Source organism: Streptomyces longisporus (assembly GCF_039532765.1).
Lineage (GTDB): Bacteria > Actinomycetota > Actinomycetes > Streptomycetales > Streptomycetaceae > Streptomyces > Streptomyces longisporus.
The window spans coordinates 54,325-78,377 of sequence record NZ_BAAASG010000003.1 but is presented as its reverse complement, the minus strand read 5'-3'; the positions used below and the strand labels follow the sequence as shown (position 1 = coordinate 78,377).

Here is a 24,053-nt window from a genome sequence, read left to right as displayed (position 1 = left end):
TGAGTTCGTAAGAGGGGGCGGGTACGTCCCGCCCCCTCTTTCACGCCCATTAGACTTGTAACCAACACCCGGCCGAACCGCCGGGTGGTGACCCGAGGAGCCACCTTGGCTGCTGAGCTGCACGTCGCGCTGGTCGCGGCCGACCGAGAGGTCTGGTCCGGCGAGGCCACCCTGGTCGTCGCGCGCACCACGTCCGGCGACATCGGCGTCATGCCCGGTCACCAGCCGCTGCTCGGTGTGCTGGAGTCGGGCCCGGTGACCATCCGTACGAGTGATGGTGGAACGGTCGTCGCCGCGGTGCACGGCGGTTTCATCTCGTTCGCGGACAACAAGCTGTCGCTGCTGGCCGAGATCGCCGAGCTGTCGGACGAGATCGATGTCCAGCGCGTGGAGCGCGAGCTGGAGCGCGCGAAGGCGGAGGGCGACGCCGCCGCCGAGCGTCGCGCCGATGTACGACTGCGCGCGGCGGCGACGAGCTGAGCCCGCGCGGAGCTGTATGAATTCACTCAGCCGCGGTCGGCACCGGAGCAATCCGGAGCCGACCGCGGCTGAGGCAGATATAGGTGTTTTTTCCGTTCCGTTACCTATTTTCGGTACCTAGGAGACGAGGAGGTCGGTGTCGATGGTCCTCGCTCTGACTGTGTGCGGAGTCGTGGTCGCCCTGGTGGTGCTGGGGCTGTTCGTCTTCGGACTGCGCCGCAGACTGATCCAGCGCTCCGGGGGCACCTTCGACTGTTCGCTGCGCTGGGACGTCCCCGAGAAGACGGACACGAGCGGAAAAGGCTGGAGCTACGGAGTCGCCCGCTACAACGGCGACCGCATCGAGTGGTACCGCGTCTTCTCCTATGCCTACCGCCCGCGCCGCATCCTGGAACGCGCCGCGATCGAGGTCGCCGGCCGCCGCCTCCCCGAGGGCGAGGAGGAGCTGGCGCTGCTCTCCGACGCGGTGATCCTCACCTGTCTGCACCGGGGCACGCGTCTCGAACTCGCGATGAGCGAAGACGCGCTGACCGGTTTCCTCGCGTGGCTGGAGGCAGCCCCGCCCGGACAGCGAGTGAATGTGGCGTAGCCACATTCACTCTCCCCCAGACGAAGTGAAGTCCGGAGGAGAGTGAACGTGGCTTGACGGTCTTACAGGTTGTTGCTGATGGCGCTCACCAGCTCGCCGTTGCTCGTGTCGCCGCTGAACTCCCAGAAGAAGGCGCCGCCGAGACCCTGGGACTTGGCCCAGTTCATCTTTCCGGCGATGGTCGACGGGGTGTCGTACGACCACCAGTTGCTGCCGCAGTGGGCATACGCCGTGCCGGCGACGGTGCCGGTGGTCGGGCAGGACGTCTTGAGCACCTTGTAGTCCTCGATGCCCTGCTCGTAGGTGCCCGCGGCCGGGCCCGTCGCGGTGCCGCCGGGCGCGTCCTGTGTCACGCCGGTCCAGCCGCGGCCGTAGAAGCCGATGCCGATCAGCAGCTTGCTCGCGGGGACCCCGATCGCCTTGTACTTGGCGATCGCGTCGGCGGTGGTGAAGCCCGCCTTCGGGATGCCGGAGTACGAGGTGAGCGGGGAGTGCGGGGCGGTCGGGCCCTGGGCGTCCCAGGCGCCGAAGAAGTCGTACGTCATCACGTTGTACCAGTTGACGTACTGGGCGGCGCCCGCGTAGTCGGCGGCCTCGATCTTGCCGCCGGACGAGCCGTCCGCGGTGACCGCGGCCGTGACCAGCGCACCGGCGCCGAACTTCGCACGCAGCGCCGACATCACGTTCTTGAAGGCCGCCGCGCCGCTGGTGTCGCAGGACAGGCCGCAGGCGTTCGGGTACTCCCAGTCGATGTCGATGCCGTCGAACACGTCCGCCCAGCGCGGGTCCTTGACCAGGTTGTAGCAGGAGTTCGCGAAGGCCGTCGGGTTGGCCGCCGCCTGCCCGAAGCCGCCGGACCAGGTCCAGCCGCCGAAGGACCACAGCACCTTGATGTTCGGGTACTTGGCCTTCAGCTCGCGCAGCTGGTTGAAGTTGCCGCGCAGCGGCTGGTCCCAGGTGTCGGCCACACCGCTCACCGACTGGTCGGCGGTGAACGCCTTGTCGTAGTCGGCATAGGAGTCACCGATCGCGCACTGGCCGCCGGTCACATTGCCGAAGGCGTAGTTGATGTGCGTGATCTTCGACGCGGAGCCCGACGTCACCAGGTTCTTGACGTTGTAGTTGCGGCCGTAGATGCCCCACTCGGTGAAGTAGCCGAGCTTGACCGTGGAGCCGGAGGTCGGGGGAGTGGTCGTGCCGCCCGTGGTGTGCACGGCGACCGAGCCGCTGACCGGGCCGGTCTGGTCGGCGGTGTCACGGGCCTGGACCGTGTACGAGTAGTCGCTGCCCGCGGTCAGACCGGTGTCCGTGTACGAGGTGGTGGTGACCGTGGAGACGACCTTGCCGTCGCGCAGGACGTCGTAGTTCTTGATGCCCTTGTCGTCGGTGGCCGCGCTCCAGGACAGCTTCACCGAGGTGTCGGTGACGGAGGAGGCGGTGGGGGTGCCCGGTGCGGAGGGGGCCGCGTCGCCGGGGACCGTGGTGCCGTCGCAACTGTCGCCGTTCAGCTTGCAGTTGGAGGGCGAGCCGGAGCCCGCCCCGTTGAAGCCGAAGGAGACGGAGGCGCCCGGGGCTATGGAGCCGTTGTAGGACTTGTTCTTGGCGGTCCAGTGGGTGCCGGAGGACGTGACGTCCGCGTCCCAGGCCGAGGTGACGGACGTACCGGAGGGGAAGTCCCACTCGACCGTCCAGGAGCTGATGGCCGTGGTGCCGGTGTTCTTCACCGTCCACTTGCCCTCGAAGCCGGTGCCCCAGTCCTGGGTCTTGGCGTAGGTCGCCGTCGCGGTGGTCGCGGCCTGGGCGGGGCTCGCGAGGCCGACGAGACCGGCCAGCGGCAGCAACAGGGTCGCGAAGCCTGCCGCGGCTCTGTGTCCGAAGCGCATGGTGCGCCTCCTATGGGGAGTTGGGGGGCGTGACTGAGCCTTCACGCCCACAGTGCCGCGAGAATAGAAAGGTCTGGACCATCGGTCAATAGGTCTGGACCACTCTGGCGCCGCACGTGCTAGATCCCCAACTCCTGTGCCAGTACGGCGGCTTGGACGCGGCTGCGCAGTTCCAGCTTCGCGAGGAGGCGGCTGACGTGCGTCTTCGCCGTCGCCTCCGCCATGTCGAGGCGGGCCGCGACAGCGGCGTTGGACAGGCCCTCGCCGAGGCAGGACAGCACCTCGCGCTCACGGCGGGTGAGGCTGTCGAGCACGGCGGGGTCGGCGGTGGGTTCGCGTACGGAGGTCGTGGCGAACTCGGCGATCAGACGGCGCGTGACGGCCGGCGCGATCAGGCCCTCCCCGCGCGCCACGGTCCGCACCGCCTCCAGCAGGTCCTTTGCCTCGGTGTTCTTGAGCAGGAAGCCGGCGGCGCCGGCGCGCAGCGCCCCGAAGACGTACTCGTCGAGGTCGAAGGTGGTGAGGACGAGGACGTCGGCCAGCCCCTCCCCGACGACCCGCCGGGTCGCCGACACTCCGTCCAGGCGCGGCATCTGGACGTCCATCAGTACGAGATCCGGCCGCAAGTCCCGTGCCAGGGACACCGCCTGCTCGCCGTCCGCGGCCTCCCCCACCACCTCGATGTCTGGCGCGCTGCCCAGGATGAGGACGAGTCCGGCGCGGACGGCGGACTGGTCCTCGGCGACGAGGACCCTGATGGACCGGCTCATTGGGAACCTCCTTCGGTCAGGGGGAGCGTGGCGCGTACGGCCCAGACGTCGCCGTCGGGTCCGGCCTCGAAGGTGCCGCCCAGCAGCGCCGCCCGCTCCCGCATACCGACCAGACCGGCGCCGGAGCCGGGTGCGCGCGGGCCGTCCCGGTGGCCGTACGGGCTGGTCACGCGGATGTCGAGCACGCTGTCCCGCTGGACGAGGGCGACGGTGACGCGCCCCGGGCAGGCGTGCTTGAGGGCGTTGGTCAGGGACTCCTGAACGATGCGGTAGGCGGCGAGTTCGACCGGTGCGGGGACCGTGCCGTGGTCGGTGTCGAGGGTGATGTCGAGGCCGTTGGCGCGGGCGCCGTCGGTGAGGGCGGTGATGCCGCCCAGGGTGGGGGCGGCGGCCGGCTCCGTTCCGGCGCCGGCGTCGCGCAGGATGCCGATGAGCCGGCGCATCTCGGCGAGGCCGGCCACGCTGTTCTCCCGGATGACGGTCAGGGCCTCCTTCGAGGTGCCCGGGTCGTCGATCGACAGCGCGGCCGTGGAGTGGATCGCGATCGCCGACAGGTGGTTGGCGACCATGTCGTGCAGTTCCCGCGCCATCCGGGCGCGTTCGGCGGAGATCGCCTGGGTGCGGTCCATCTCGGCCAGCAGCGCGGTCTGTTCGGCGCGCAGCCGGGCGCCCTCGGCAGCGTCGCGGTGGTCGCGGACGATCCAGCCGGTGGCCGCGGGGCCGAACGCCACGATGCCGGTGACCACGCCGATCAGCAGGGCCTGGGGCACCCGCCACACCGCGAACGGCACCAGCGTCCCGGCCACGCTGAGCAGTCCGGTGATCCACAGGATGCGGCGGGCCGAGGCGGCCGTGCCGTACAGGACGGCGGCATAGACGAGGTCGGTGAACATCAGGATCGTGGCCAGGTTGCCCTGGGTCACGAGGTCCCCGCAGATCGCCGCGGTGCCGACGAGCAGAGCCGTGCGCGGGGCGGTCCGGCGCAGCAACTCGCAGCAGGCCGTCACGACCAGCGGCGGCAGGACCGGCCAGGGGCCGTCGAAGAGCGTGATCGGATCGGCGGACTGCCGGGTGCTCAGACCGATGCCGACCAGCAGCAGCCCGCCGAGCAGCCCGCCGATCGCCACGTACACGTCGAAGCGGTGGGGACGGGGGAGTCGTACGGGCATGAGCCCATCCAACATGGCCCGCGTGCCGCGCGCGTGATTCCCGGGGAGGGTCCGGAACTGCATCTTTCGATGTACGGCGACTTCGTCACGGCCGACGACGAAAGCGGCGGATCCCGCCGGAAGCCTGGAAGGACGAGGGAAGGGGCGTGTCGTGGTCGTCGGGTTGATCATTGCGTGCGAGGTCGGATTCTGGGTGCTCCTGGCCGCCGGACTGGCCGTCCGCTACCTGCTGAAACGGCGTCGCACGAGCGTGGCGCTGCTGCTGTGCGAGCCGCTGCTGGAGGTCGTGCTGTTCGTGGTGACGGCCGTCGACCTGAAGAACGGTGCGAAACCGAGCTGGGAACACGGCCTGGCCGCCCTCTACATCGGCTACACGGTCGCCTACGGCCACTACACGATCCGCTGGCTCGACGGCCACGCCGCCCACCGCCTGGCCGGCGGCCCCCGCCCGCCGAAGCCGCCCCGCTACGGCCTCGCCCGGGCCCGCCACGAGGGCCGCCTCTGGCTGCGCACCCTCCTCGCGGCGGCCGTCGCCTGCGCCCTGCTCCAGGGGGCGGTCTGGTACGTCGGCGACGGCGACACCTCGTCGCTGAGGGCCTTCCAGTGGGCGGCGCTGCGGACCCTCGGCATCCACGGGATCGTCGCGTTGACGTATCTGCTCTGGCCCAAGAAGCAACCGGCGACCGCAGTCGTCCGCCGGGACGAGAGTGCATGAGCCTGTGCTCCACCGACCGCAGTCCCCGGGCAGGGTCGTACCCTGGCCGAACGCTGAGGGGAGGTGCGCATGAGCGAGGCGGAACGCCCTGGTGCCGTGCTGGTCGTGGACGACGATCCTGCCATCCGGCGGTCGCTGGAGCGCGGGCTGCGGCTGAGCGGGTTCCGGGTGCGGACGGCGGACGGTGGTCGTGAGGCGCTCGCGGTGATCGAGGAGACGCCGCCGGACGTCCTCGTCCTCGATGTGTCGATGCCCGGCATGAGCGGCATCGAGGTGTGCGAGCGGCTCCGCCACGACGGCCAGGACCTCCCGGTGCTCATGCTGTCGGCGCTCGACGAGACCGCCGACCGTATCGCCGGGCTCCAGGCGGGCGGCGACGACTACCTCGTCAAGCCGTTCGCGCTGCAGGAACTCGTGCTGCGGCTGCGCGCGTTGCTGCGCCGCCGCCCGCCCGTGGGGGAGGTGCTGCGGGTCGCGGGACTGGTGATCGACCCGGCGGCCCGCACCGCGGAGCGGGACGGCAGGCCGCTGGAGCTGACCCGGCGCGAGTTCGAGCTCCTGGAGGTGCTCGCCCGCAACGCCGGGCTCGTCCTCACCCGCGACCAGCTCCTGGAACGGGTGTGGGGTTACGACTTCGACGTGCGGACGGACGCCGTCGACACCTTCGTCAGTTATCTGCGGCGCAAGCTGGAGGCCGACGGGAGGCCGAGGCTCGTCCACACCGTGCGCGGGGTGGGCTTCGTGTTGAGGGACGAGTCGTCGTGAGGCTCTCCACCCGTATCGGGCTCGCCGTCGGGCTCACCGTGCCGCTCCTCGTGCTCGCCTCCGGCTGGCTGCTGCTGCAGCTGGTCAAGCACGATCTGCACAGCGCCGAGGACAGACATCTGCGGGCGCGCGCCACGGTCGTGGCCCCGGATGCCCGCGCCCTGCTGCGGGCCAGCGCGGGCGGCCGGCCCAAGGCCGCCGACAACAAGGAGCGGCTCCTGTACAGCGCGGCCCTCGACGTCGGCGTACGCGTCATCGGACCGGACGCCACCTTCAGCGGCGGACCGCAGCCGGACCCCTCGGTGCCGCTGCCCAAGGCGATCCGGGGACCCGTCACCGTCCGGGACGGCGGTACCAGCTGGCGCGCGCTGTCCCGGCCGATCACCACCGCGCGCGGCACGGGCACCCTCTGGGTCTTCTCGCCCAACGCCGCCGACCAGGCCCAACTCCGGCTGGTACGGCGCCGGGTGCTGGTGGCGACCCTGCTCGCCGCGCCGCTGTCCGGCCTGCTCGCCTGGGGCATCGCCACCGGTGCGACCGGCCCGCTGCGGCGCCTCGGCCGCCGTACCGCCGGACTCGACCCGCGCACCAGCGCCGCCCGGCTGCCCGACGAGCCCACCGGGGTGACCGAGGTCGACGAACTGGCCGCCACCCTGCGCACCGTCCTCGCCCGCTACGACGAGCAGGCCGCCCGCACCGCGGAGGCGCTGGACACGGCCCGCTCCTTCTCCGCGGCCGCCTCCCACGAACTGCGCACCCCGCTGATGAGCATGGGCACCAACCTCGACATCCTCGCCGGCCATCCGGACCTCCCGGAGCCGGACCGCACGGAGGTCCTGGCCGATCTGCGCAGCGAACACGCCCGTCTGCTGAACCTGCTGGTGATGCTGCGCGAGCTCGGCCGCGGCGACCTCGTCGAGGCGGAGGCCTTCCGGACCGTGGACGTGACGGAGACCGCGGACGCGGCGGTGGCGGAGGCCCGGCGCCGCGCCCCGGACGCCCGCATCACGCTGGAGGCGGCACCCGGGCCCACGGTCCACGGCTGGGAACCCGGCATCCGCCTCCTGCTCGACAACCTGCTGGCCAACGCCCTGGCCCACGGGCGGGACGCGGCCGGGCAGGCCACCGTGGCGGTCGGGGTACGGCAGGCGGACGGACAGGTGGTGATCACGGTCGACGACCGGGGCCCGGGCGTGCCCGAGGCGACGCGCACCCGGATCTTCGAGCGCTTCGCCCGCGGCCCCGGCAGCTCGGGCTCCGGACTCGGCCTGACCCTGGTGGCCCAGCAGACGGCCCTGCACCGGGGAAGCGTCACGGTGACGGACGGGCCGCACGGCGTGGGTGCCCGCTTCGAGGTACGGCTGCCGTCCACGGGCGCTGCCCCGCCCGCCCGCCGGGACTGGCTGATCGGCACAGCCGGGGCAAACCGGTCACAGAGTTTCCCCAAAGAGCCTTCCTAGCCTCCACGGCAGGCGGACGGACGAAGGGGGCCGTCCGCGGAACGGAGGCTGAGATGTATGTACGACGACACCGGCGCACGCTGCTCGTGGGAGCGGCCGTAGCGGCGATGGTGGCCGGCGGCACGGGAGCTGCCGTGGCCGAGAGCACACCCTCGCCCGCGTCCACGGCCGCCCCGGCCGGGGACGGGGCCAAGGCCCTGTGCAAGCGGGCACCGAAGATCGACCGCCGCATCGAACGCGCCCTGAACCGACTGAACGCCGGCGCCGACAAGCGCGGTTCGATCGCTCGGCTGCAGCAGCGGGTGGACAAGGCGAAGGCAGCCGGTCACAGCGAGATCGCCACGTATCTCCAGGACCGGCTGACCTTCCGCAAGTCCCTGGTACCGACGCTCCAGCAGCGGCAGAAGGACCTGAACGACGTCCTGACCTGGTGCAAGGACAACCACCAGGGCGCGAGCTGATGCGCCTGAAGGCCGCGGCCGCCGCGGCGGCCCTCCTCGCGGGGCTCACCGCGGGCTGCGCGCCGCACGGCGGCACGGCGGACAAGGCACCTGCCACGCCCGCCGCCCCCTCCGGCTACTCGGAGATGCAGCAGAAGGTGGCCGCCGCCGAATCCGCCGTCGCCCGCGCGGACCAGGACGCGACCCAGGACGACACGGCCCACTGAGAAGAGGGGGCAGGGCGGGGAGCGCTGTGGCTCAGCGCTCCCCGCCCGGCACCCACAGCACGTCCCCGACGTCCTTGTTGGCCGTACGGGCGAGAATGAACAGCAGGTCGGAGAGGCGGTTGAGGTAGGTCGCGGTCAGCGGGTTCATCACCTCTGCATGCACCTCCAGCGCCGCCCACGTCGAGCGCTCCGCCCGTCGTACGACCGTGCAGGCCTGGTGCAGCAGGGCCGCGCCCGGGGTGCCGCCCGGGAGGATGAAGGACCGCAGCTTCTCCAGCCGCTCGTTGAAGCGGTCGCAGTCCGCCTCCAGCTTGTCGACATAGAACTGTTCGACACGCAGGGGCGGGAACTCGGGGTTCTCGACGACCGGCGTGGACAGGTCCGCACCCACGTCGAACAGGTCGTTCTGGACACGGGTGAGGACCTTGACGACCTCCTCCTCCAGACCGCCCAGCGCGATCGCCGTACCGATCACCGCGTTCGCCTCGTTGGCGTCCGCGTACGCGGAGATCCGCAGATCGGTCTTGGCGACCCGGCTCATGTCGCCGAGGGCGGTGCTGCCCTGGTCGCCGGTCCTGGTGTAGATGCGCGTCAGATTGACCATGTGACCAGCGTAGTTACGCTCCGGCCGTCCGGAACACGCGTGTGCCCACTGTCACGGCGAGCGCCGCGAAGCCGAGGGCGACCAGGACGCCGTACAGCATGTGATCCGTCGCGTACGCGCCGACGTATGCGTCCCGCACGGCATCCACCAGATAGCGGAACGGCATGAAGTGCGAGAGCACGTTCAGCCAGACCGGGGCCAGGGACATGGGCAGCATCAGACCGGACAGCAGCATCGACGGCATGGTCATGGCGTTGATCAGCGGCCCGAACTCCTGCGGGGTGCGGACCTTCATCGCCAGCGCGTACGACAGCGAGCCGAGCGAGACCGTGAGCAGGGCGACGAACCCGAAGCCGATCAGGATCCCGGCGAGCGGCGCCCGCAGCCCCATCGCCACGGCCGCGCCCACCAGCAGCACCGCCTGGAAGACGAACACCGTGGCGTCGCGCAGCACCCGGCCCAGGAGCAGGGCGAGACGGCTCACGGGGGTCACGCGCATTCGCTCGACCACCCCCTGGCCCTGCTCGATGATGATCGAGAAGCCCGCGAACGACGCCCCGAACAGACCGAGTTGAAGCAGCAGCCCCGGCACGAGCAGCTGCCAGGAACTGCCCCGCCCGCCGAGCGGCAGCCCCGTCAGCAGCGGCCCGAAGAAGAGGAGATACAGCAGCGGCATCAGCACACCGAAGAGCAGCGCGAAGCGGGAGCGCAGGGACTGGCGGAGGTAGCGGCCGTAGATCAGCGCGGTGTCGTGAAGCAGCATCGGATTCCTATACGGCTACGGGGGCGGCGTCGGCCGGGGAGGGACCGCGGCCGGTGATGGCGAGGAACGTGTCCTGGAGGCTCGCGTCGATCGAGCCGCCGTAGCGGAGCTTGAGCGCGGTGGGCGTGCCCTCCGCCACGACCACGCCCTTGTCGACGATCACCAGGCGGTCGGAGAGGGCGTCGGCCTCGTCCAGGTAATGGGTGGTGAGGAAGACCGTGGTGCCGTGCTCGTCGCGCAGGCGGCGGATCAGGTCCCACAGGTCGGCGCGGCTGCCGGGGTCGAGGCCGGTGGTCGGCTCGTCGAGGAAGAGGACCTTGGGGCGGTGGGTGAGGGCCATCGCGATGTCCAGGCGGCGCCGCTGGCCGCCGGAGAGCGCGGACGTCTTGCGGTCGAGGAGTTCGGTGAGTCCCAGGTCGCGGGCCAACTCGTCGGTGCGCGCCATCGCCTGGGGCTTCGTCAGGCGGTAGAGGCGGCCCTGGGTGACGAGTTCCTCCCGCACGCCGATCTGCGCGTCGACCCCGCCCGACTGGGCGACGTAACCGCAGGCCTGCCGTACGCCCGCGGGATCGGCGGCGAGGTCGTGGCCGGCGACGGTGGCCGCGCCACCGGTCGGCGCGAGCAGCGTCGTGAGCATGCGCAGGGTGGTGGTCTTGCCGGCCCCGTTCGGACCGAGGAAGCCGAGGATCTCGCCCTCGCGGACGGTGAGGTCGATACCGCGGACGGCCTGAACGGGGCCGCGTTTGGTCTGGAAGGTGCGGGCCAGTCCGGCCGCGCTGATGACTGCCATGCTCCACAGAAAAACAGAGACTCCCCAATTTTACAATGACTCCAAGTTTTCAGTGGACCCAGTGAAAGCTAGGATTCGGACATGGCAGAGGGGCTCAGGGAGCGGAAGAAGCGGCAGACCCGGCAGTACATCTCGGACGTCGCCACGGGCCTGTTCGTCGAGCGCGGCTTCGACGCGGTGACGGTGGCGGAGATCGCCGAGGCCGCCGACGTGTCCGTCAACACCGTCTACAACTACTTCCCGGCGAAGGAGGACCTCTTCTTCGACCGCTCCGCCGGCATGGTCGACCGGATGGCCCGCTGGGTCCGCGGCCGCAACAAGGGGGAGTCCGCCGCTGCCGCCGTGCTGCGGGAGCTGCGCGAGGAAGTGGAGGCGGTCTCGCCGAGGGTCGGACTGATCCCGGGGTACGCCGCCTTCATGCGTGTCATCGAGAACGCTCCCGCCCTGCGCTCCCGGCTGTGGGCGATCGGGCAGGAGGTTCAGGCCAATCTCGAACAGGCCCTGCGCGAGGACACCGGCGCTGCCGACGACGACCCGATGCCGCATCTGATCGCGGGTCAGCTCGGCTGGGTGCACAGCTGTGTGATGGGGGTCGTCGGTCGTGAGATGGTCAAGGGGCGCAACCCGGGCGAAGTGTCACGAGAGGTACTGGTCCTCCTGGACGACATCGAGGAGCTGTTGGGCGAGAAGGTGCTCAACTACGCCGTCCGAGGCACGGAATGACCCGCCCCGGTGTGATGTCCGTCAGATGAGACGTGACGCGCATTACTTACCGGTCACACAGCACCTCACGAGCGCTAAGGTCCGCCGAAGAAGCAGACATAAACAGTGTGTAAGGCGTTTCAAAGGGGAGTCGTAAACGTGGCACGGAAGCTTGCCGTCATCGGCGCCGGCTTGATGGGTTCCGGCATCGCCCAGGTCTCCGCGCAGGCGGGCTGGGACGTGGTCCTTCGCGACGTCACCGACGAAGCGCTGAAGCGTGGCACCGACGGCATCAAGGCCTCGTACGACAAGTTCGTCAGCAAGGGCAAGCTGGAGGCGCACGACGCCGACGCCGCCCTCGGCCGCATCACCGCGACCACCGACCTGGACGCCACCGCCGACGCGGACGTCGTCGTCGAGGCCGTCTTCGAGAAGCTGGAAGTCAAGCACGAGATCTTCCGGGCGCTCGACAAGATCGTCCGTCCGGACACCGTGCTCGCCTCCAACACCTCCGCGATCCCGATCACCAAGATCGCGGCGGCCACCGAGCACCCCGAGCGGGTCGTCGGCGTCCACTTCTTCTCGCCGGTGCCGATGATGCAGCTCGTCGAACTCGTCCGCGGTTACAAGACGAGCGACGAAGCCCTCGCCACCGCGCGGGAGTTCGCCGAGTCCGTCGGCAAGACCTGCATCGTCGTCAACCGGGACGTCGCCGGCTTCGTGACGACCCGTCTCATCTCCGCCCTCGTCGTCGAGGCGACCAAGCTCTACGAGTCGGGCGTGGCGAGCGCCGAGGACATCGACCTCGCCTGCAAGCTGGGCTTCGGCCACGCGATGGGACCGCTCGCCACGGCGGACCTGACCGGGGTCGACATCCTGCTGCACGCCACCAGCAACATCTACACCGAGTCGCAGGACGAGAAGTTCGCACCGCCGGAGCTGATGCGCCGGATGGTTGACGCCGGTGACATCGGGCGCAAGAGCGGGCAGGGCTTCTACACGTACTGACACATCAGTACGTACAGCCACTGAAACCGCACAGGCCCCGCGGGTATCACCCGCGGGGGTGAATTCGGTATCGGTTCGCTTACAGACGGCAACCTCGTCGCCGCTGAAGCAGTCAGACGTTGCACAGCCACCGTCACGGAGTACGCCACCGCACTCTCGGGGAGCGCATATGTACATCAGGGGCGACCACGCCGAGCTGGTCGTCGGGGGCCGCCTCGACGTCCGCAGCGCGGCGGACGCCCGTACGGTCCTGCACTCGGCCGTCGACGACGGAGCCGGCGACCTGGTGCTCGACCTGTCCGAACTGGACTCCTGGGACGCCACCGGACTCGGGGTGATCATGGGTGTCCACCGGCGGGCCGGCCGCTGCGGCCGACGCCTGGTGCTGCGCGACGTTCCGCCGCAGATGCAGCGCCTGCTGGTGGCCACCCGGCTGCACCGGATCCTGGCGATCGAGGGCGGCATCGGGGTGGAGTCACTGCCCCGCGTGTGACCCTTCAGAGTGATCCGCATGAGACTGTGACGTCTCGCACGGCGCGGTACTCCGGACTGTCGTAGATACTGAGCGAAGGTTTAGGGTTCGGTCGCCCGCTGCCTGACATCCCTGCAAGCGGGTCCGGACCAGAAGCGACAGCGCGGTGTGCAGCAAGGCCGGGAGGGGCTCGAGGCACACACGACGCTTTTGGGGGGCTTGAACCTATGGACCCGAACACGCGGGGACCCGAGGACTACGGCCATGACGGCGACGGCAGCGCGCCGCGCCAGCGCCCGCCCAGGGACCCCCTCACACCCGACTTCGGCCAGCACTCGCCCGCGCTCGCGCGCACGGTACAGCTTGTCACGGGCGACTACCTGCTCACCGTCAATCCCGTCGACGGCAGCGAGATAGAGGCCTGCCCGCCGGGCGAGCGCCCGGGGCGGCCCGAGAAGTTCACGGCCGCCGAGCGTGCCGAGGTGAACCGCGCGGCCAAGCCGCCCGTCCCGCCGGGACCGGGCCGGCCCTCGCTGCACCTCCTGGAGCGCCAGGAGGATCGCGAGCGCCTGGTCCGGCTGCTGGCCCGCGGTCGTTCCGTGCGCCTCACCGGCCCCGCGGGCTCCGGCCGCACCGCCCTCCTCGACCTGGTCGCCGAGGACTGCGCGGACCTCGCCCCCGACGGCGTGGTCCGCCTCAGCGGCTTCCACCGCACGCCGAGCGATCTCCTGTACGACCTCTTCTACGCCGTCTACAACGCGCCCCTGCACCGCCCGGAACGGGACGAACTGCTCGAACTGGTCCGGGAGATCGGCGCGGTCGTCGTCCTCGACGACGTCGAGTTCGGCGGCGCGGGTCTCGACGAGCTGCTCGACGCGACGCCCGAGTGCGCCTTCGTGATCGGCGCGACGCCCGAGGTGCCCGCGCCGTCCGCCGCCTCCACCCTCGAAGAGGTCTTCCTCGGCGGTCTGGACCGCGCGGGCGGCGTCGAGCTCATCGAGCGCGCCGTCGGCCGGGTGCTGACGGAGGAGGAGGCCAACTGGGCCGGCGACCTCTGGTTCGAGTCCGAGGGCCTGCCACTGCGCTTCGTCCAGGCCGGCGCCCTGCTGCGCCAGCGCGATCAGCAGCGCGCGGGGACCAGCGCCGTCGAGGCGTTCGGCGTGTTCGAGGACGCGATCCCCGCGGACGCCCCGTTCGACGCCTCGCTCGACGCCGAGGACGGCGACGCCGTACCCCTGCCGTCGCTCGGCGAGGCCGCCGCGCCCGCGCCGCTGCTGGCCTCGCGGCTCAGCGCGTCGGCGCGCGCCACGCTGCGGTTCGCCGTCGCGCTCGGCGGCGAGGTGCCGCATCAGGCGCATCTGCCGGCGCTGGTCGGCGACACCCATGCGGACGCCGCCCTCGGCGAACTGGCCTCCTGCGGACTGGTCTCCGCGGTCGGCTCCCGCTACCGGCTCGCCGCCGGGGTCCTCGCCCAGCTGGAGGCTGCCGGATACGGCGACGACATCGAGGCGCAGGCCCTGACCGCCGCCCAGCACTACGCCTGGTGGGCGGGGCACCCCTCGGTCACCCCGGAGCGGGTGTGCGCCGAGGCCGACGCCCTGCTCGCCGCGCTCGGCGTCCTGGTGCCGGGCACGACCGCGCCCGCCGAGGGCGAGGAGAGCGTCACCGTCCAGCTGGCCCGCACGGCGGCGCCCGCGTTCGCCGCCGGCCTGCACTGGAGCGCCTGGGAGCGGGCGCTGCGGTCCGGTTCCGAGGCCGCCCGCCTGGCCGGTGAGGTGTCCGAACAGGCCTACTTCCACCACGAGTTGGGCATCCTCGCGCTCTGCGGCGGCCAGTTCGACCGGGCCCGCGCCGAGCTGGAGTCCTCCATCGGGCTGCGCGGCGCGCTCGCCGACAAGCGCGGCACGGTCGCGGGCCGCCGCGCCCTCGCTCTGGTCTCCGACCGCTCCGGCACCACGCCGGGCCTCGGCTCGACGGCGGGCGAGGAGGTCCCGGACGCACGCTACGAAGAGTCCCAGTCGCCGCCCGGCGGAGTGCCGGCCGCCTTCCCGGCGAGCCCGCCGCCCTCGTCCGGCGACACCTCCACCATCGTCGTCAACCGGGCCGTGTCCGGCCCGCCGCCCAAGAACCACCGCGGCGGCATCCGCGGCCTCGCCCGGCGCAACCTCGTCGCGGCCGGCGCGGGCGCACTGCTCGCCGCCGTGCTCGGTACGGTCGTGACGCTCGGCGCCACGTCAAACAACGACGCCAACCACCCGTCCGACAAGGTCGGCGTCAACCCGTCCGCAAGCCAGGGCACCGACGACGGCAGCCTCGGTGCGGACAAACCGAAGAGCGACACCGGCACCGCGACCAGCCGCCCGACCAAACCGGGCGCCAGCGGCACACCCCGCACCTCGGGCGCCCCGACGCCGTCATCGGGCACGGGGCAGCCGTCGGACAACCCGAGCGGTACGAAGGGGTCGGGGGGTTCGTCGAGCTCGCCCACCAAGCCACCGTCGACGCCGACGAGCAAGCCGCCCACGACGCCTCCCACGAGCAAGCCGCCGACGACGCCTCCGGCGTCCACACCGCCGCCATCCACGTCCCCGCCGCCGACATCGCAGCCGCCGTCGTCCCCGACCACGTCCACCTCAGCCAGCGGCCCGGCGTCCAGCGCCCCCGCCACCTCCAGCGCCCCGGCCTCGACGACCAGTTCCGCGAGCACACCGCAGAGCAGCAGCTCCAGCCCGGTCATGTGAGGTCTGGTACGCACAAGAGGGCCGGATCCGTCTCGACGGACCCGGCCCTCTTCGTCGTAGCAATGGACACTGAGCGCTCCGCCGGGAGCGCCGCGATGGCCGCCGACGGTCCGCGGCCCGCCGCGCGGCGGCGATCTGCTGTCGGTCGTCTGCGGCGTCGTAGCGGCGGGTCGCGCTCCCGCGGCGGAGCCGCATGTCAGATACCGCCCCGCGCCCCGTCAGGGCGCGCCCGAGCCGCTCAGAACAACCGGAGCTTGTCGTCCTCGATGCCACGCAGCGCGTCATAGTCCAGCACCGCGCAGCCGATTCCGCGGTCCGTGGCGAGGACCCGGGCCTGGGGCTTGATCTCCTGGGCCGCGAAGATGCCGCGGACCGGGGCGAGATGGGGGTCGCGGTTCAGCAGTTCGAGGTAGCGGGTGAGCTGCTCCACGCCGTCGATCTCGCCGCGCCGCTTGATCTCGACCGCGACGGTCTGACCGTCGGCGTCCCGGCACAGGATGTCGACCGGGCCGATGGCCGTCATGTACTCGCGGCGGATGAGCGTGTAGCCGTCACCGAGCGTCTCGATGCGGTCGGCGAGCAGCTCCTGAAGGTGTGCTTCCACGCCGTCCTTGATCAGGCCGGGATCCACGCCCAGTTCGTGCGAGGAGTCGTGGAGGATCTCCTCCATCGTGATGATGAGCTTCTCGCCCGCCTTGTTGATGACGGTCCAGACGCCCTCGTCGTCGCCCGCGCCCTCCTTCAGGGTGCAGGGCGGGGACATCCAGTTCAGGGGCTTGTAGGCGCGGTCGTCCGCGTGGATGGAGACGCTGCCGTCGGCCTTCACCAGGATCAGGCGGGGCGCCGAAGGGAGATGGGCGGTGAGCCGGCCCGCGTAGTCCACGGAGCATCGGGCAATGACGAGACGCATGGTCGGCAACGCTACTCGAAGGGCGTGGGTCCACGCGATTCGCCCTCCCGTCTCCCACCACCACCCTCAAACGAGGCCCTGCGGGCCGCCCTTGTTGTCCTGGAAGACCCGAGACAACCCGTGTTCATTCATGGCTGATTGTGTGCCTAAAGAGGGCTCTCCATGTACGCATTTTCCTGGTGCCGTCACCGCCCGTTGCTTACCGTAGTAAACGGGAGGTCGCGAGACGAGTACTCAGCGTGTTCGGTATCGCGAACTCCCTTATCTGTCCGGCAACCCCTGTCGACCACGGGGGTGCGAGAGGAGAACCCATGTCGCTCGACGTCTCACCGGCCCTACTCGAGAAGGCCGAGCGAGGCGAGGTCGACGAAGCAGAATTCGTCGACTGCGTCCGGACCTCCCTGCCTTACGCATGGGAGATGATCAGCTCCCTGGTGGCTCAGCTGAAGGTGGACGGCGGCAACTTCGCCGACAACCAGACGCCCCCGCCGGACGAGCAGGCACGCGGACAGCTGCTGCGTGCGCTCGCGAGTGACGCGATACGCGGCGCGCTGCAGAGGCATTTCGGTGTCCGGCTGGCCTTCCAGAACTGCCACCGGGTGGCGGTGTTCCCGTTGGACGCCTCGGTCGACGAGACGCTGGCCCGCTTCACCTCGGTCCGCAGTCAGGTACTCAACCAGTCCCCGGAGTTCCGGGACTGCTGAGGAGCATGCCGCTTGCTTGCCGCTCCGTACGCGGGAGGTGCATTCAGTACTGGGGCGGCAAGCTCCTGCAGGCCCGTTCAACCGAGGTGCGGGAGCACCTCGGCACCCAGCCGCCGTACGTTCTCCTCGGTGGCCGCCAGGTCTCCCGAGCCCTCCACGAGCAGGGCGAAGCGGGAGATGCCGGTCCGCTCGCTGGTCGCCGCGAGCCGGTCGGCGCACAGGCGCGGGGTGCCCACCGGGTGCAGTCCGCAGAGCAGTTCGGTGTACGCCAGCGGGTCGCGCATCTGCCGGGTGCGGCCGTCCACCGTGACATGGGCCTCCAGCCCCTGCTTCAGCCAGCCCGGCATCGCCTTCGTCAGCGCCTCCACGGCGTCCGTACGCCGGTCCGCGATCTGGCAGACGCCGGCCGAGACATGGGGCGCGCCCAGGACCGTCTCCGCGGAGTGTCCCGCGGCGCGCGCGAGCTGCCGCCACAGGGCGACCATCTCGGCCTTCTCCTCGTCACCCACATGCATGCCCAGCAGCATCGGCAGTCCGCGTTCGGCGGCCTGCCGCACACTCGACGGCGAGGTGCACGCGACGACGACCTCGGGGCCCTCGACCTCCGACAGGGACTCCGACGGCCTGGGGACGACGGGCACTTCACGGAAACCGAAGCGCTCGCCCTCGGCCCCGACCGACGGCTCGCGCAGCCAGCGCAGCAGCAGATCGAGTGATTCGGGGAAGCCCTCCTCGTACGCCTTGATGCCGGAGCCGAACACCTCCAGGTCGACCCACGGTCCGCCGCGCCCCACGCCCAGCGAGAAACGCCCGCCGGAGGTGAGGTGCAGCAGCGCGGCCTGCTCGCCGACCGCCACCGGGTGGGCGGTGGGCAGTACGGTGACCGCCGTGCCGACCCGGAGCCTGCGGGTCCGGCCGAGGAGTAAGGCCGCCAGCGTGATCGCCGACGGACAGGTCCCGTACGGCACGAAGTGGTGCTCGGCCAGCCAGACCGAGTCGAGACCCGCTTCCTCGGCGACCTCGGCCGAGCGGACCGCGCGGTGCAGCGCCTCCCCCTGGCCCTGCCCCGGGAACTGGGCCGCCAACACGAAACTTCCAACGCGCATTGCTTTTCCTGCTTCCTTGGCTCCGACGCGGAGCTCCCCCACCCGCATAACCGTCTGACACGTGCCGAGGACACGGCCTGGCGAAGAGATTTGCGGATTGTCTGCAGAATGGGGGGTCGCGGCGGGGGCGGGGGCCGGCCGGTGCTCTACGCGTACCCCCGTCCACGCCCCGTAGGCTGGACACGGCCCGTGCTTCCTGTATAGCCCCGTGAGGTGTCCCGTGTCTCCGCGTCGCAACCGACCCAAGGGTGCCGACCCGTCGGGCTCGTCCGGCCGGAGCGGCGAGGACGACCGGCCGGGCCGTTACGGCGGCTGGCAGTCCACCGAGAGCTGGCAGGGGGAGGAGTGGAGCGTGCGGCACGTGGCGGGCGCGAGCGCGCAGGGCAAGACGTACCGCTGCCCCGGCTGCGACCAGATGATCCCCTCCGGCGTCCCGCACGTGGTGGCCTGGCCCGAGCACTCGGGCGTCGACGAGCGCCGCCACTGGCACAAGGCGTGCTGGAACGCGAAGGACCGCCGCACCACCCGGGTGCAGCGGTCCCGTAACGCGCCGAAGTTCTGAATCCCCGTTACACGTCGCGCTTCTGCAGCAGCGCGACCGCGCCGGCGAACGCGACGGCCGTCACGCCCAGGGCGATCCACACCGGGTCCCAGCCGGTCGGGCCGGTGTCGCTGAGGCGGTTGGTGTAGAAGGCACTGAGCTGGTTCGGGATCGAGTAGTCGAACAGGGCCTGGCGCACCTTCTCCAGGGCCTGCGAGAACATGAACAGCGCGATCACCAGCGGTGCCAGCACCAGGGCGATCATGATGGTGATGGCGCCCGCCGAGTGCCGGATGATCGAGCCGACGAGGAGCGAGAGCAGCCCGAGCAGCGCGATGTAGAGCGAGATGCCGAAGGTGCCCTTCAGCCACTCGCCGCCGGACGGGACCTTGGCACCCTTCAGCATGGCGACGTCCACGACGGCGACGAGGAGCACCGAGGTGAACGTGACCGTGAACGCCACCGCGAAGAACACGATCGCCTTCGCCGCCAGCACGCGCGCGCGTGACGGGCACGCGGTCATCGTGGTGCGGATCATGCCGGTGCCGTACTCCGAGGCCGTGGTCAGCACGCCGAGCGTGATGATGCACATGCTGCCGAGGAGCAGCCCGAACACACCGAAGGACAACGGGTTCTGGTCCTCCAGGCTCCGCTCCGACGCCTGGCCGGCGACCACCGCGGCGACCAGCAGCCCGATGCCGACGACGAGCAGCAGGAACACGCCGAGCGTCCACATCGTGGAGCGCACCGATCTGATCTTCGTCCACTCCGAGGAGATCGCGTGCCCGAGATGGGTGCGCACCACGGGGATCGGCGAGGTGTAGCCGGGATACGGCGAACCGGGCGCCGCCGCCTGCCAGTCGGGTGCGGCGGCCTGCGGCATCGGGGGCTGCGGGGTGCTCATCGGGCGTCCTCGGGCTTGGTCAGGTCGGCGGGGGCGGCGGAGGCGGGGCGCTGGGGCGGCGTGGCCGGCGCCTGGGGCGCCCCAGGCGCCGGCTGGGCGTACGGGTTGGGCTGCCCTGCGCCGGGAGTGCCGGGAGCGCCGTACGGGCCCGGCTGTCCCTGTGGCATCGCGAACGGCTGCCCGCCCTCCTGGGGCGACGGCGGGGCGTACCAGTCGGGCTGGCCCTGCCCCGGCACCGGCAGCGGCGGCTGCACACCGGGCGGCAGCGGCTGCTGCAGCCCCGCCTTCTGGTCGATGGTCGAGCGGTAGTCCACGGCCCCCTGCGTCATCCGCATGTACGCCTCCTCCAGGGAGGCCTGGTGCGGCGACAGCTCCCACAGGCGTACGTCGGCGTCGTGCGCGATGTCACTGATGCGGGGGAGCGCCAGCCCCGTGATCCTCAGGGCGCCGTCCTGCTCGGGCAGCACGTGGCCGCCCGCCTCGGTGAGCGCGGACGTCAGCTTCTCGCGCAGCTGCGGCTCGGTGTCCGGCGTACGCACGCGCGCGAAGTCGGCCGAGTTCGCCGAGATGAAGTCCTTGACGCTCATGTCGGCCAGCAGCTGGCCCCGTCCGATCACGATGAGGTGGTCGGCGGTCAGCGCCATCTCGCTCATCAGATGGGAGGAGACAAAGACCGTACGGCCCTCCGCGGCGAGCGCCTTCATGAGGTTGCGCACCCAGAGGATGCCCTCGGGGTCGAGGCCGTTGACCGGCTCGTCGAACAGCAGCACCTGGGGGTCGCCGAGGAGCGCGGCGGCGATGCCGAGCCGCTGCCCCATGCCGAGGGAGAAGCCCTTGGAGCGCTTCCTGGCCACCTCCTGGAGGCCGACCACGCCCAGCACCTCGTCGACCCGGCGGGCCGGGATCCCGGACAGCTGGGCCAGGCAGAGCAGATGGTTGCGGGCCGACCGGCCGCCGTGCACGGCCTTGGCGTCGAGCAGGGCGCCCACCTGGCGGGGGGCGTTGGGCAGCTTTGGGTACGGGTAGCCGCCGATCGTCACCTGCCCCGCGGTGGGGTTGTCCAGGCCGAGGATCATGCGCATCGTCGTCGACTTGCCGGAGCCGTTCGGGCCCAGGAAGCCGGTGACGGCACCCGGCCGTACCTGGAAGGAAAGGTTGTACACGGCGGTCTTGTCGCCGTAGCGCTTGGTCAGGCCTACAGCCTCGATCATGCTCCGCACCCATCGAAAGGTTCAGGACAGCGGGGCACACGCCCCCGTAAGGGTTAGGAGGATATCGAGGAGCTGACGGTTCCGCTCAAATGAAAGTAAAGCAATGTGACTCCGCTTCCCCGCGGAGCGATGCCCCGGCGGAGTGCTACGCGTCCCGTCTCTTCAGCAGCACATAGCCGCCCGCGAGGGCCGCGAGCACCCACAGCACCATGATCCCGAGACCGCCCCAGGGCCCGTACGAGGTGTCCTCGTCGATCCGCGGGACCACCTGCATGATCTTGCTGCCGGCCTGGTCCGGCAGGAACCGGCCGATCTTCTTCGTCGCGTCGACATTGCCCAGGATGTTGGAGATCAGGAAGAAGAACGGCATCAGGATGCCCAGCGACAGCATCGGCGAGCGGAGCATGGCGGCGACGCCCATCGAGAACACCGCGATGAGGGTCATGTAGATGCCGCCGCCGATCACGGCGCGCAGCACGTGCGGGTCGCCGATCGAGGCGCGGTGCGCGCCGAGCATCGCCTGCCCGAGGAAGAAGGCGACGAAGCTGGTCGCCAGGGCGACGACGAGCGCGAGGCCGGTCGCCACGGCGATCTTGCTGAACAGGAAGGTGCCGCGCTGCGGTACGGCGGCCAGCGAGGTGCGGATCATGCCGGTGCTGTACTCGTTGGAGACGACGAGCACCCCGAACACGATCATCGCGAGCTGACCGAGGCTCATGCCCGCGAAACTGATGTAGGTCGGGTCGAAGGCCAGCCGGTCCTGCCGGCTCATCCTGTCGAACTCGTGGCCGGTGAGCGCCGAGATCAGCATGCCGAGGGCGATGGTGACGACCACGGCGAGGGAGAGTGTCCACACCGTGGACGCCACCGACCGGATCTTGGTCCACTCGGACCGTACGACCTGCATCGCCGCCATGCTCATCTCCTCTTCCAGTCCTCGCCCCAGTGCTGCCGCTGCGGGGGCGTCTCGAAGGGCGTCTCGTAGCGGTTCTCAAAGGGCGTCCCATAGGGCGTCTCATAGGGGGCATCGAGGGGAGTGTCGGCGTGCGCGTGGTACTCCACCGCCCCCGCGGTCAGCTGCATGAACGCCTCTTCCAGGGAGGCCTGCTGGGGGCTCAGTTCGTGCAGCACGATCTGGTGTTGGGCGGCCAGTTCGCCGATCTGTTCGGCCTTGCCGCCGTCCACCTCGAGCGCCCCGCTGCCGGACTCGATGACGGTGACGCCCTCCTCGTGCAGCACGTCGAGCAGCCGTTCGCGCTGCGGGGAGCGGATCCGGATGTACGAGCGGGAGTTCCGCTCGATGAAGTCGGCCATGGAGGTGTCGGCGAGCAGCCGGCCCTGTCCGATGACGACGAGATGGTCGGCGGTCAGCGCCATCTCGCTCATCAGATGGGAGGAGACGAAGACCGTACGTCCCTGGGCCGCCAGGGACTTCATCAGATTGCGGATCCAGTGGATGCCCTCGGGGTCGAGGCCGTTGACCGGCTCGTCGAACATCAGGATCCGCGGGTCGCCGAGCAGCGCGCCCGCGATCCCGAGCCGCTGCCCCATGCCCAGCGAGAACCCCTTGGCCTTCTTTCTCGCGACCGCCGTGAGGCCCACCGTGTCGAGGACCTCGGCCACCCGTCGGCTCGGGATGCCGTTGCTCTGCGCGAGACACAGCAGATGGTTGAAGGCGCTGCGGCCGCCGTGCATGGCCTTGGCGTCCAGCAGGGCGCCGATGTAGCGCAGCGGGTCCTTGAGGTGGTCGTAGTGCCTGCCGTCGATCCGGACGTCCCCCGCGGTGGGCCGGTCGAGCCCCAGCATCATCCGCATCGTCGTCGACTTGCCGGCGCCGTTCGGCCCGAGGAACCCGGTCACCATGCCGGGTCTGACGGTGAAGGTGAGGTTGTTGACCGCCAGTTTCTCGCCGTACCGCTTGGTCAGGCCCTCGAGCTCGATCATGACGTCACGCTAAGACGGGGGTGCGGGGGCTGCCACTTGAACGGGCTCGGGGCTCGTCGTGCGGACGAGGGCGGCGCCCGTGCCGCCACCGCACCCGACGACGAAGGCCCGTACCTCCGGGGGAGACGGTACGGGCCTTCGAACGTGCTTACTGACTAGCGGGTCTGCTGCGCCGGAACCCCACGGGAGATCGGCTCGTCCTCGGCCGGCGAACCGGCGGCAGCCACTGCCGCACCGGTGAGCGTCGCGAGCATCTCGCGGACGTTCGTCAGCTGGGCGTTGATGCTGTCGCGGCGGTTGGTGAGGGCGGCCAGCTCGCGCTCGGATTCCGAACGGATCCGGTCGGCCTTGGCGTTCGCGTCGGCCACGATGTCCTCGGCCTGGCGCTGGGCCGTCTCCACCGTCTGGCGGGCGCGGCGCTCGGCGTCCGTGCGCAGCTTCTCGGCCTCCAGGCGGAGCTGCTCCGCACGGTGCTCGATCTCCGCGAGGCGCTTCTCGGCCTTGGCCTGACGGGACGCCAGGTCGCGCTCGGACTGCTCGCGGCGCTTGGCGAGGTTCGTCTCGAAGTCGGCGGCGGCCTGGGCGGCCTTGGCGCGGGTCTCCTCGAAGAGGGCGTCGGCCTCCTCGCGCTTCGACTGCGCGTCCTTCTGCGCCTCGGAACGCAGCTGCGAGGCGTCACTCTTGGCCTTCTCGACGATCCGGACGCCCTCGTCCTCAGCCTTGGCCTTGCGCTCCGCAGCGAACGATTCTGCGTCGTTGCGGACCTGCTGGGCCGCCGACTCCGCAAGTTCGCGGTGCTGCTCGGCCGCGCGACGGGCCTCCTCGCGCAGATCCTTGGCCTCTTCCTCGGCGAGGCGGAGGATCTTCTCGACACGCGCGCCGAGACCGGCGTACGACGGCTCTGCGTCGGTTACTTGGGCCTGGGCGTTCTGCGTCTCGAGGTGGAGCTCCTCGATGCGCTTTTCCAGAGCGGTGATGCGGGCGAGAGCGCTGTCACGGTCGGAGACGAGCTTGGAGATTCGTTCGTCCACCTGAGCGCGGTCGTACCCACGCCGCACAAGCTCGAAGCCGTAGGGGGAAGTGTCGCTCATGGGGTTCCTGTCAAATGAGACCGGTGAGGTGATAGGGGGAATCCTAGGGGCCGAAGCGGTGTGT

General features: G+C 70.7%; 26 protein-coding genes. 13 read left to right on the top strand and 13 right to left on the bottom strand.

Going from position 1 to position 24,053, the window contains the following annotated elements:
• The first annotated feature begins 105 nt into the window (after positions 1–105).
• Together ABD355_RS06460 and ABD355_RS06455 are read left to right on the top strand one after the other, a co-directional pair.
• Positions 106–480 (top strand): F0F1 ATP synthase subunit epsilon, encoded by a 375-nt coding sequence (locus ABD355_RS06460; protein ID WP_115905870.1) that lies wholly within the window; start codon positions 106–108, stop codon positions 478–480.
• 142 nt (positions 481–622) lie between these two features.
• A complete protein-coding gene (locus tag ABD355_RS06455; protein WP_344399113.1) occupies positions 623–1,069 on the top strand; it encodes a DUF2550 domain-containing protein in 447 nt (148 codons plus the stop codon).
• Between the two features lie 62 nt (positions 1,070–1,131).
• Here ABD355_RS06455 and ABD355_RS06450 read toward each other — a convergent pair whose 3' ends face one another.
• The 3 genes from ABD355_RS06450 to ABD355_RS06440 form a co-directional block, all read right to left on the bottom strand.
• Entirely contained in the window at positions 1,132–2,952 is a 1,821-nt protein-coding gene (locus ABD355_RS06450) for a glycosyl hydrolase family 18 protein (protein ID WP_344399112.1), read from the bottom strand.
• A 119-nt stretch (positions 2,953–3,071) separates the two neighbouring features.
• The gene (locus ABD355_RS06445; protein ID WP_344399111.1) at positions 3,072–3,722 is read right to left on the bottom strand and encodes a response regulator; all 651 of its coding nucleotides are present in this window, start codon (positions 3,720–3,722) and stop codon (positions 3,072–3,074) included.
• Entirely contained in the window at positions 3,719–4,891 is a 1,173-nt protein-coding gene (locus ABD355_RS06440; protein WP_344399110.1) for a sensor histidine kinase, read from the bottom strand. Before ABD355_RS06440 ends, ABD355_RS06445 begins: the two co-directional genes overlap by 4 nt.
• A gap of 151 nt (positions 4,892–5,042) precedes the next feature.
• Between ABD355_RS06440 and ABD355_RS06435 the strand changes: the two genes are divergently transcribed.
• The 5 genes from ABD355_RS06435 (at position 5,043) to ABD355_RS06415 (ending at position 8,498) form a co-directional block, all read left to right on the top strand.
• Positions 5,043–5,606, top strand: a complete 564-nt coding sequence (locus ABD355_RS06435) for a hypothetical protein (protein WP_344399109.1) — start codon at positions 5,043–5,045, stop codon at positions 5,604–5,606.
• A 69-nt stretch (positions 5,607–5,675) separates the two neighbouring features.
• Positions 5,676–6,371 carry a response regulator transcription factor gene (locus tag ABD355_RS06430; RefSeq protein WP_344399108.1) on the top strand — a complete coding sequence of 232 codons (696 nt, stop codon included), beginning with the start codon at positions 5,676–5,678 and terminating at the stop codon, positions 6,369–6,371.
• Positions 6,368–7,831 carry a sensor histidine kinase gene (locus ABD355_RS06425; protein ID WP_344399107.1) on the top strand — a complete coding sequence of 488 codons (1,464 nt, stop codon included), beginning with the start codon at positions 6,368–6,370 and terminating at the stop codon, positions 7,829–7,831. The genes ABD355_RS06430 and ABD355_RS06425 overlap by 4 nt, the downstream gene beginning before the upstream one ends.
• 53 nt (positions 7,832–7,884) lie before the next feature.
• Entirely contained in the window at positions 7,885–8,292 is a 408-nt protein-coding gene (locus tag ABD355_RS06420) for a hypothetical protein (RefSeq protein ID WP_344399106.1), read from the top strand.
• Positions 8,292–8,498 (top strand): hypothetical protein, encoded by a 207-nt coding sequence (locus ABD355_RS06415; protein WP_344399105.1) that lies wholly within the window; start codon positions 8,292–8,294, stop codon positions 8,496–8,498. Before ABD355_RS06420 ends, ABD355_RS06415 begins: the two co-directional genes overlap by 1 nt.
• 31 nt (positions 8,499–8,529) lie before the next feature.
• Here ABD355_RS06415 and ABD355_RS06410 read toward each other — a convergent pair whose 3' ends face one another.
• The 3 genes from ABD355_RS06410 to ABD355_RS06400 are packed head-to-tail and all read right to left on the bottom strand — an operon-like array spanning position 8,530 to position 10,655.
• The gene (locus ABD355_RS06410; protein ID WP_344399104.1) at positions 8,530–9,102 is read right to left on the bottom strand and encodes a cob(I)yrinic acid a,c-diamide adenosyltransferase; all 573 of its coding nucleotides are present in this window, start codon (positions 9,100–9,102) and stop codon (positions 8,530–8,532) included.
• A 13-nt stretch (positions 9,103–9,115) separates the two neighbouring features.
• Complete coding sequence (locus ABD355_RS06405) at positions 9,116–9,865, bottom strand: ABC transporter permease (RefSeq protein ID WP_344399103.1); 750 nt, start codon at positions 9,863–9,865, stop codon at positions 9,116–9,118.
• A gap of 7 nt (positions 9,866–9,872) precedes the next feature.
• Entirely contained in the window at positions 9,873–10,655 is a 783-nt protein-coding gene (locus ABD355_RS06400) for an ABC transporter ATP-binding protein (RefSeq protein WP_344399102.1), read from the bottom strand.
• An 81-nt stretch (positions 10,656–10,736) separates the two neighbouring features.
• Here ABD355_RS06400 and ABD355_RS06395 point away from each other — a divergent pair, with 81 nt between their 5' ends.
• From ABD355_RS06395 to ABD355_RS06380, 4 genes are all read left to right on the top strand, one after another.
• Positions 10,737–11,378 (top strand): TetR/AcrR family transcriptional regulator, encoded by a 642-nt coding sequence (locus ABD355_RS06395; RefSeq protein ID WP_344399101.1) that lies wholly within the window; start codon positions 10,737–10,739, stop codon positions 11,376–11,378.
• Positions 11,379–11,516: 138 nt separating this feature from the next.
• Positions 11,517–12,365, top strand: coding sequence for a 3-hydroxyacyl-CoA dehydrogenase family protein (locus ABD355_RS06390; RefSeq protein WP_344399100.1), 849 nt, complete (start codon positions 11,517–11,519; stop codon positions 12,363–12,365).
• 169 nt (positions 12,366–12,534) lie between these two features.
• Positions 12,535–12,858 carry an STAS domain-containing protein gene (locus ABD355_RS06385; RefSeq protein WP_016438220.1) on the top strand — a complete coding sequence of 108 codons (324 nt, stop codon included), beginning with the start codon at positions 12,535–12,537 and terminating at the stop codon, positions 12,856–12,858.
• Positions 12,859–13,064: 206 nt separating this feature from the next.
• On the top strand, positions 13,065–15,578 hold the full coding sequence (locus ABD355_RS06380; RefSeq protein WP_344399099.1) for an ATP-binding protein: 2,514 nt from the start codon (positions 13,065–13,067) through the stop codon (positions 15,576–15,578).
• A 238-nt stretch (positions 15,579–15,816) separates the two neighbouring features.
• Here the strand turns inward: ABD355_RS06380 and nucS are convergent, their stop codons facing one another.
• A complete protein-coding gene (gene nucS / locus ABD355_RS06375) occupies positions 15,817–16,488 on the bottom strand; it encodes an endonuclease NucS (RefSeq protein ID WP_344399098.1) in 672 nt (223 codons plus the stop codon).
• Positions 16,489–16,799: 311 nt separating this feature from the next.
• Between nucS and ABD355_RS06370 the strand changes: the two genes are divergently transcribed.
• Positions 16,800–17,192, top strand: a complete 393-nt coding sequence (locus ABD355_RS06370) for an SCO5389 family protein (RefSeq protein ID WP_030928593.1) — start codon at positions 16,800–16,802, stop codon at positions 17,190–17,192.
• A gap of 77 nt (positions 17,193–17,269) precedes the next feature.
• Here the strand turns inward: ABD355_RS06370 and ABD355_RS06365 are convergent, their stop codons facing one another.
• Positions 17,270–18,298, bottom strand: coding sequence for an LLM class flavin-dependent oxidoreductase (locus tag ABD355_RS06365; protein WP_344399097.1), 1,029 nt, complete (start codon positions 18,296–18,298; stop codon positions 17,270–17,272).
• Between the two features lie 220 nt (positions 18,299–18,518).
• Here ABD355_RS06365 and ABD355_RS06360 point away from each other — a divergent pair, with 220 nt between their 5' ends.
• A complete protein-coding gene (locus ABD355_RS06360) occupies positions 18,519–18,860 on the top strand; it encodes an ATP/GTP-binding protein (protein ID WP_115905851.1) in 342 nt (113 codons plus the stop codon).
• A 7-nt stretch (positions 18,861–18,867) separates the two neighbouring features.
• Here ABD355_RS06360 and ABD355_RS06355 read toward each other — a convergent pair whose 3' ends face one another.
• The 5 genes from ABD355_RS06355 to ABD355_RS06335 all read right to left on the bottom strand — a co-directional run bounded on the left by ABD355_RS06355 (position 18,868) and on the right by ABD355_RS06335 (position 23,989).
• Entirely contained in the window at positions 18,868–19,743 is an 876-nt protein-coding gene (locus tag ABD355_RS06355; protein ID WP_344399096.1) for an ABC transporter permease, read from the bottom strand.
• Entirely contained in the window at positions 19,740–20,954 is a 1,215-nt protein-coding gene (locus tag ABD355_RS06350) for an ABC transporter ATP-binding protein (protein ID WP_344399095.1), read from the bottom strand. Before ABD355_RS06350 ends, ABD355_RS06355 begins: the two co-directional genes overlap by 4 nt.
• A gap of 145 nt (positions 20,955–21,099) precedes the next feature.
• Positions 21,100–21,870, bottom strand: coding sequence for an ABC transporter permease (locus tag ABD355_RS06345; protein WP_344399094.1), 771 nt, complete (start codon positions 21,868–21,870; stop codon positions 21,100–21,102).
• A 2-nt stretch (positions 21,871–21,872) separates the two neighbouring features.
• Positions 21,873–22,898: an ABC transporter ATP-binding protein gene (locus ABD355_RS06340; protein ID WP_344399093.1), complete on the bottom strand. Its 1,026-nt coding sequence runs from the start codon at positions 22,896–22,898 to the stop codon at positions 21,873–21,875.
• Positions 22,899–23,053: 155 nt separating this feature from the next.
• The gene (locus ABD355_RS06335) at positions 23,054–23,989 is read right to left on the bottom strand and encodes a coiled-coil domain-containing protein (protein ID WP_030950047.1); all 936 of its coding nucleotides are present in this window, start codon (positions 23,987–23,989) and stop codon (positions 23,054–23,056) included.
• Positions 23,990–24,053: the final 64 nt, after the last annotated feature.

What these genes read in the sequence shown, in the direction of transcription:
- ABD355_RS06445 (WP_344399111.1), bottom strand. Translation starts at nt 3,722, where the DNA reads ATGAGCCGGTCCATCAGGGTCCTCGTCGCCGAGGACCAGTCCGCCGTC.
- ABD355_RS06400 (WP_344399102.1), bottom strand. Translation starts at nt 10,655, where the DNA reads ATGGCAGTCATCAGCGCGGCCGGACTGGCCCGCACCTTCCAGACCAAA.
- ABD355_RS06380 (WP_344399099.1), top strand. Translation starts at nt 13,065, where the DNA reads ATGGACCCGAACACGCGGGGACCCGAGGACTACGGCCATGACGGCGAC.
- ABD355_RS06395 (WP_344399101.1), top strand. Translation starts at nt 10,737, where the DNA reads ATGGCAGAGGGGCTCAGGGAGCGGAAGAAGCGGCAGACCCGGCAGTAC.
- ABD355_RS06385 (WP_016438220.1), top strand. Translation starts at nt 12,535, where the DNA reads ATGTACATCAGGGGCGACCACGCCGAGCTGGTCGTCGGGGGCCGCCTC.
- ABD355_RS06410 (WP_344399104.1), bottom strand. Translation starts at nt 9,102, where the DNA reads ATGGTCAATCTGACGCGCATCTACACCAGGACCGGCGACCAGGGCAGC.
- ABD355_RS06415 (WP_344399105.1), top strand. Translation starts at nt 8,292, where the DNA reads ATGCGCCTGAAGGCCGCGGCCGCCGCGGCGGCCCTCCTCGCGGGGCTC.
- nucS (WP_344399098.1), bottom strand. Translation starts at nt 16,488, where the DNA reads ATGCGTCTCGTCATTGCCCGATGCTCCGTGGACTACGCGGGCCGGCTC.
- ABD355_RS06355 (WP_344399096.1), bottom strand. Translation starts at nt 19,743, where the DNA reads ATGAGCACCCCGCAGCCCCCGATGCCGCAGGCCGCCGCACCCGACTGG.
- ABD355_RS06370 (WP_030928593.1), top strand. Translation starts at nt 16,800, where the DNA reads ATGTCGCTCGACGTCTCACCGGCCCTACTCGAGAAGGCCGAGCGAGGC.
- ABD355_RS06350 (WP_344399095.1), bottom strand. Translation starts at nt 20,954, where the DNA reads ATGATCGAGGCTGTAGGCCTGACCAAGCGCTACGGCGACAAGACCGCC.
- ABD355_RS06430 (WP_344399108.1), top strand. Translation starts at nt 5,676, where the DNA reads ATGAGCGAGGCGGAACGCCCTGGTGCCGTGCTGGTCGTGGACGACGAT.
- ABD355_RS06440 (WP_344399110.1), bottom strand. Translation starts at nt 4,891, where the DNA reads ATGCCCGTACGACTCCCCCGTCCCCACCGCTTCGACGTGTACGTGGCG.
- ABD355_RS06335 (WP_030950047.1), bottom strand. Translation starts at nt 23,989, where the DNA reads ATGAGCGACACTTCCCCCTACGGCTTCGAGCTTGTGCGGCGTGGGTAC.
- ABD355_RS06365 (WP_344399097.1), bottom strand. Translation starts at nt 18,298, where the DNA reads ATGCGCGTTGGAAGTTTCGTGTTGGCGGCCCAGTTCCCGGGGCAGGGC.
- ABD355_RS06420 (WP_344399106.1), top strand. Translation starts at nt 7,885, where the DNA reads ATGTATGTACGACGACACCGGCGCACGCTGCTCGTGGGAGCGGCCGTA.
- ABD355_RS06345 (WP_344399094.1), bottom strand. Translation starts at nt 21,870, where the DNA reads ATGGCGGCGATGCAGGTCGTACGGTCCGAGTGGACCAAGATCCGGTCG.
- ABD355_RS06405 (WP_344399103.1), bottom strand. Translation starts at nt 9,865, where the DNA reads ATGCTGCTTCACGACACCGCGCTGATCTACGGCCGCTACCTCCGCCAG.
- ABD355_RS06450 (WP_344399112.1), bottom strand. Translation starts at nt 2,952, where the DNA reads ATGCGCTTCGGACACAGAGCCGCGGCAGGCTTCGCGACCCTGTTGCTG.
- ABD355_RS06455 (WP_344399113.1), top strand. Translation starts at nt 623, where the DNA reads ATGGTCCTCGCTCTGACTGTGTGCGGAGTCGTGGTCGCCCTGGTGGTG.
- ABD355_RS06340 (WP_344399093.1), bottom strand. Translation starts at nt 22,898, where the DNA reads ATGATCGAGCTCGAGGGCCTGACCAAGCGGTACGGCGAGAAACTGGCG.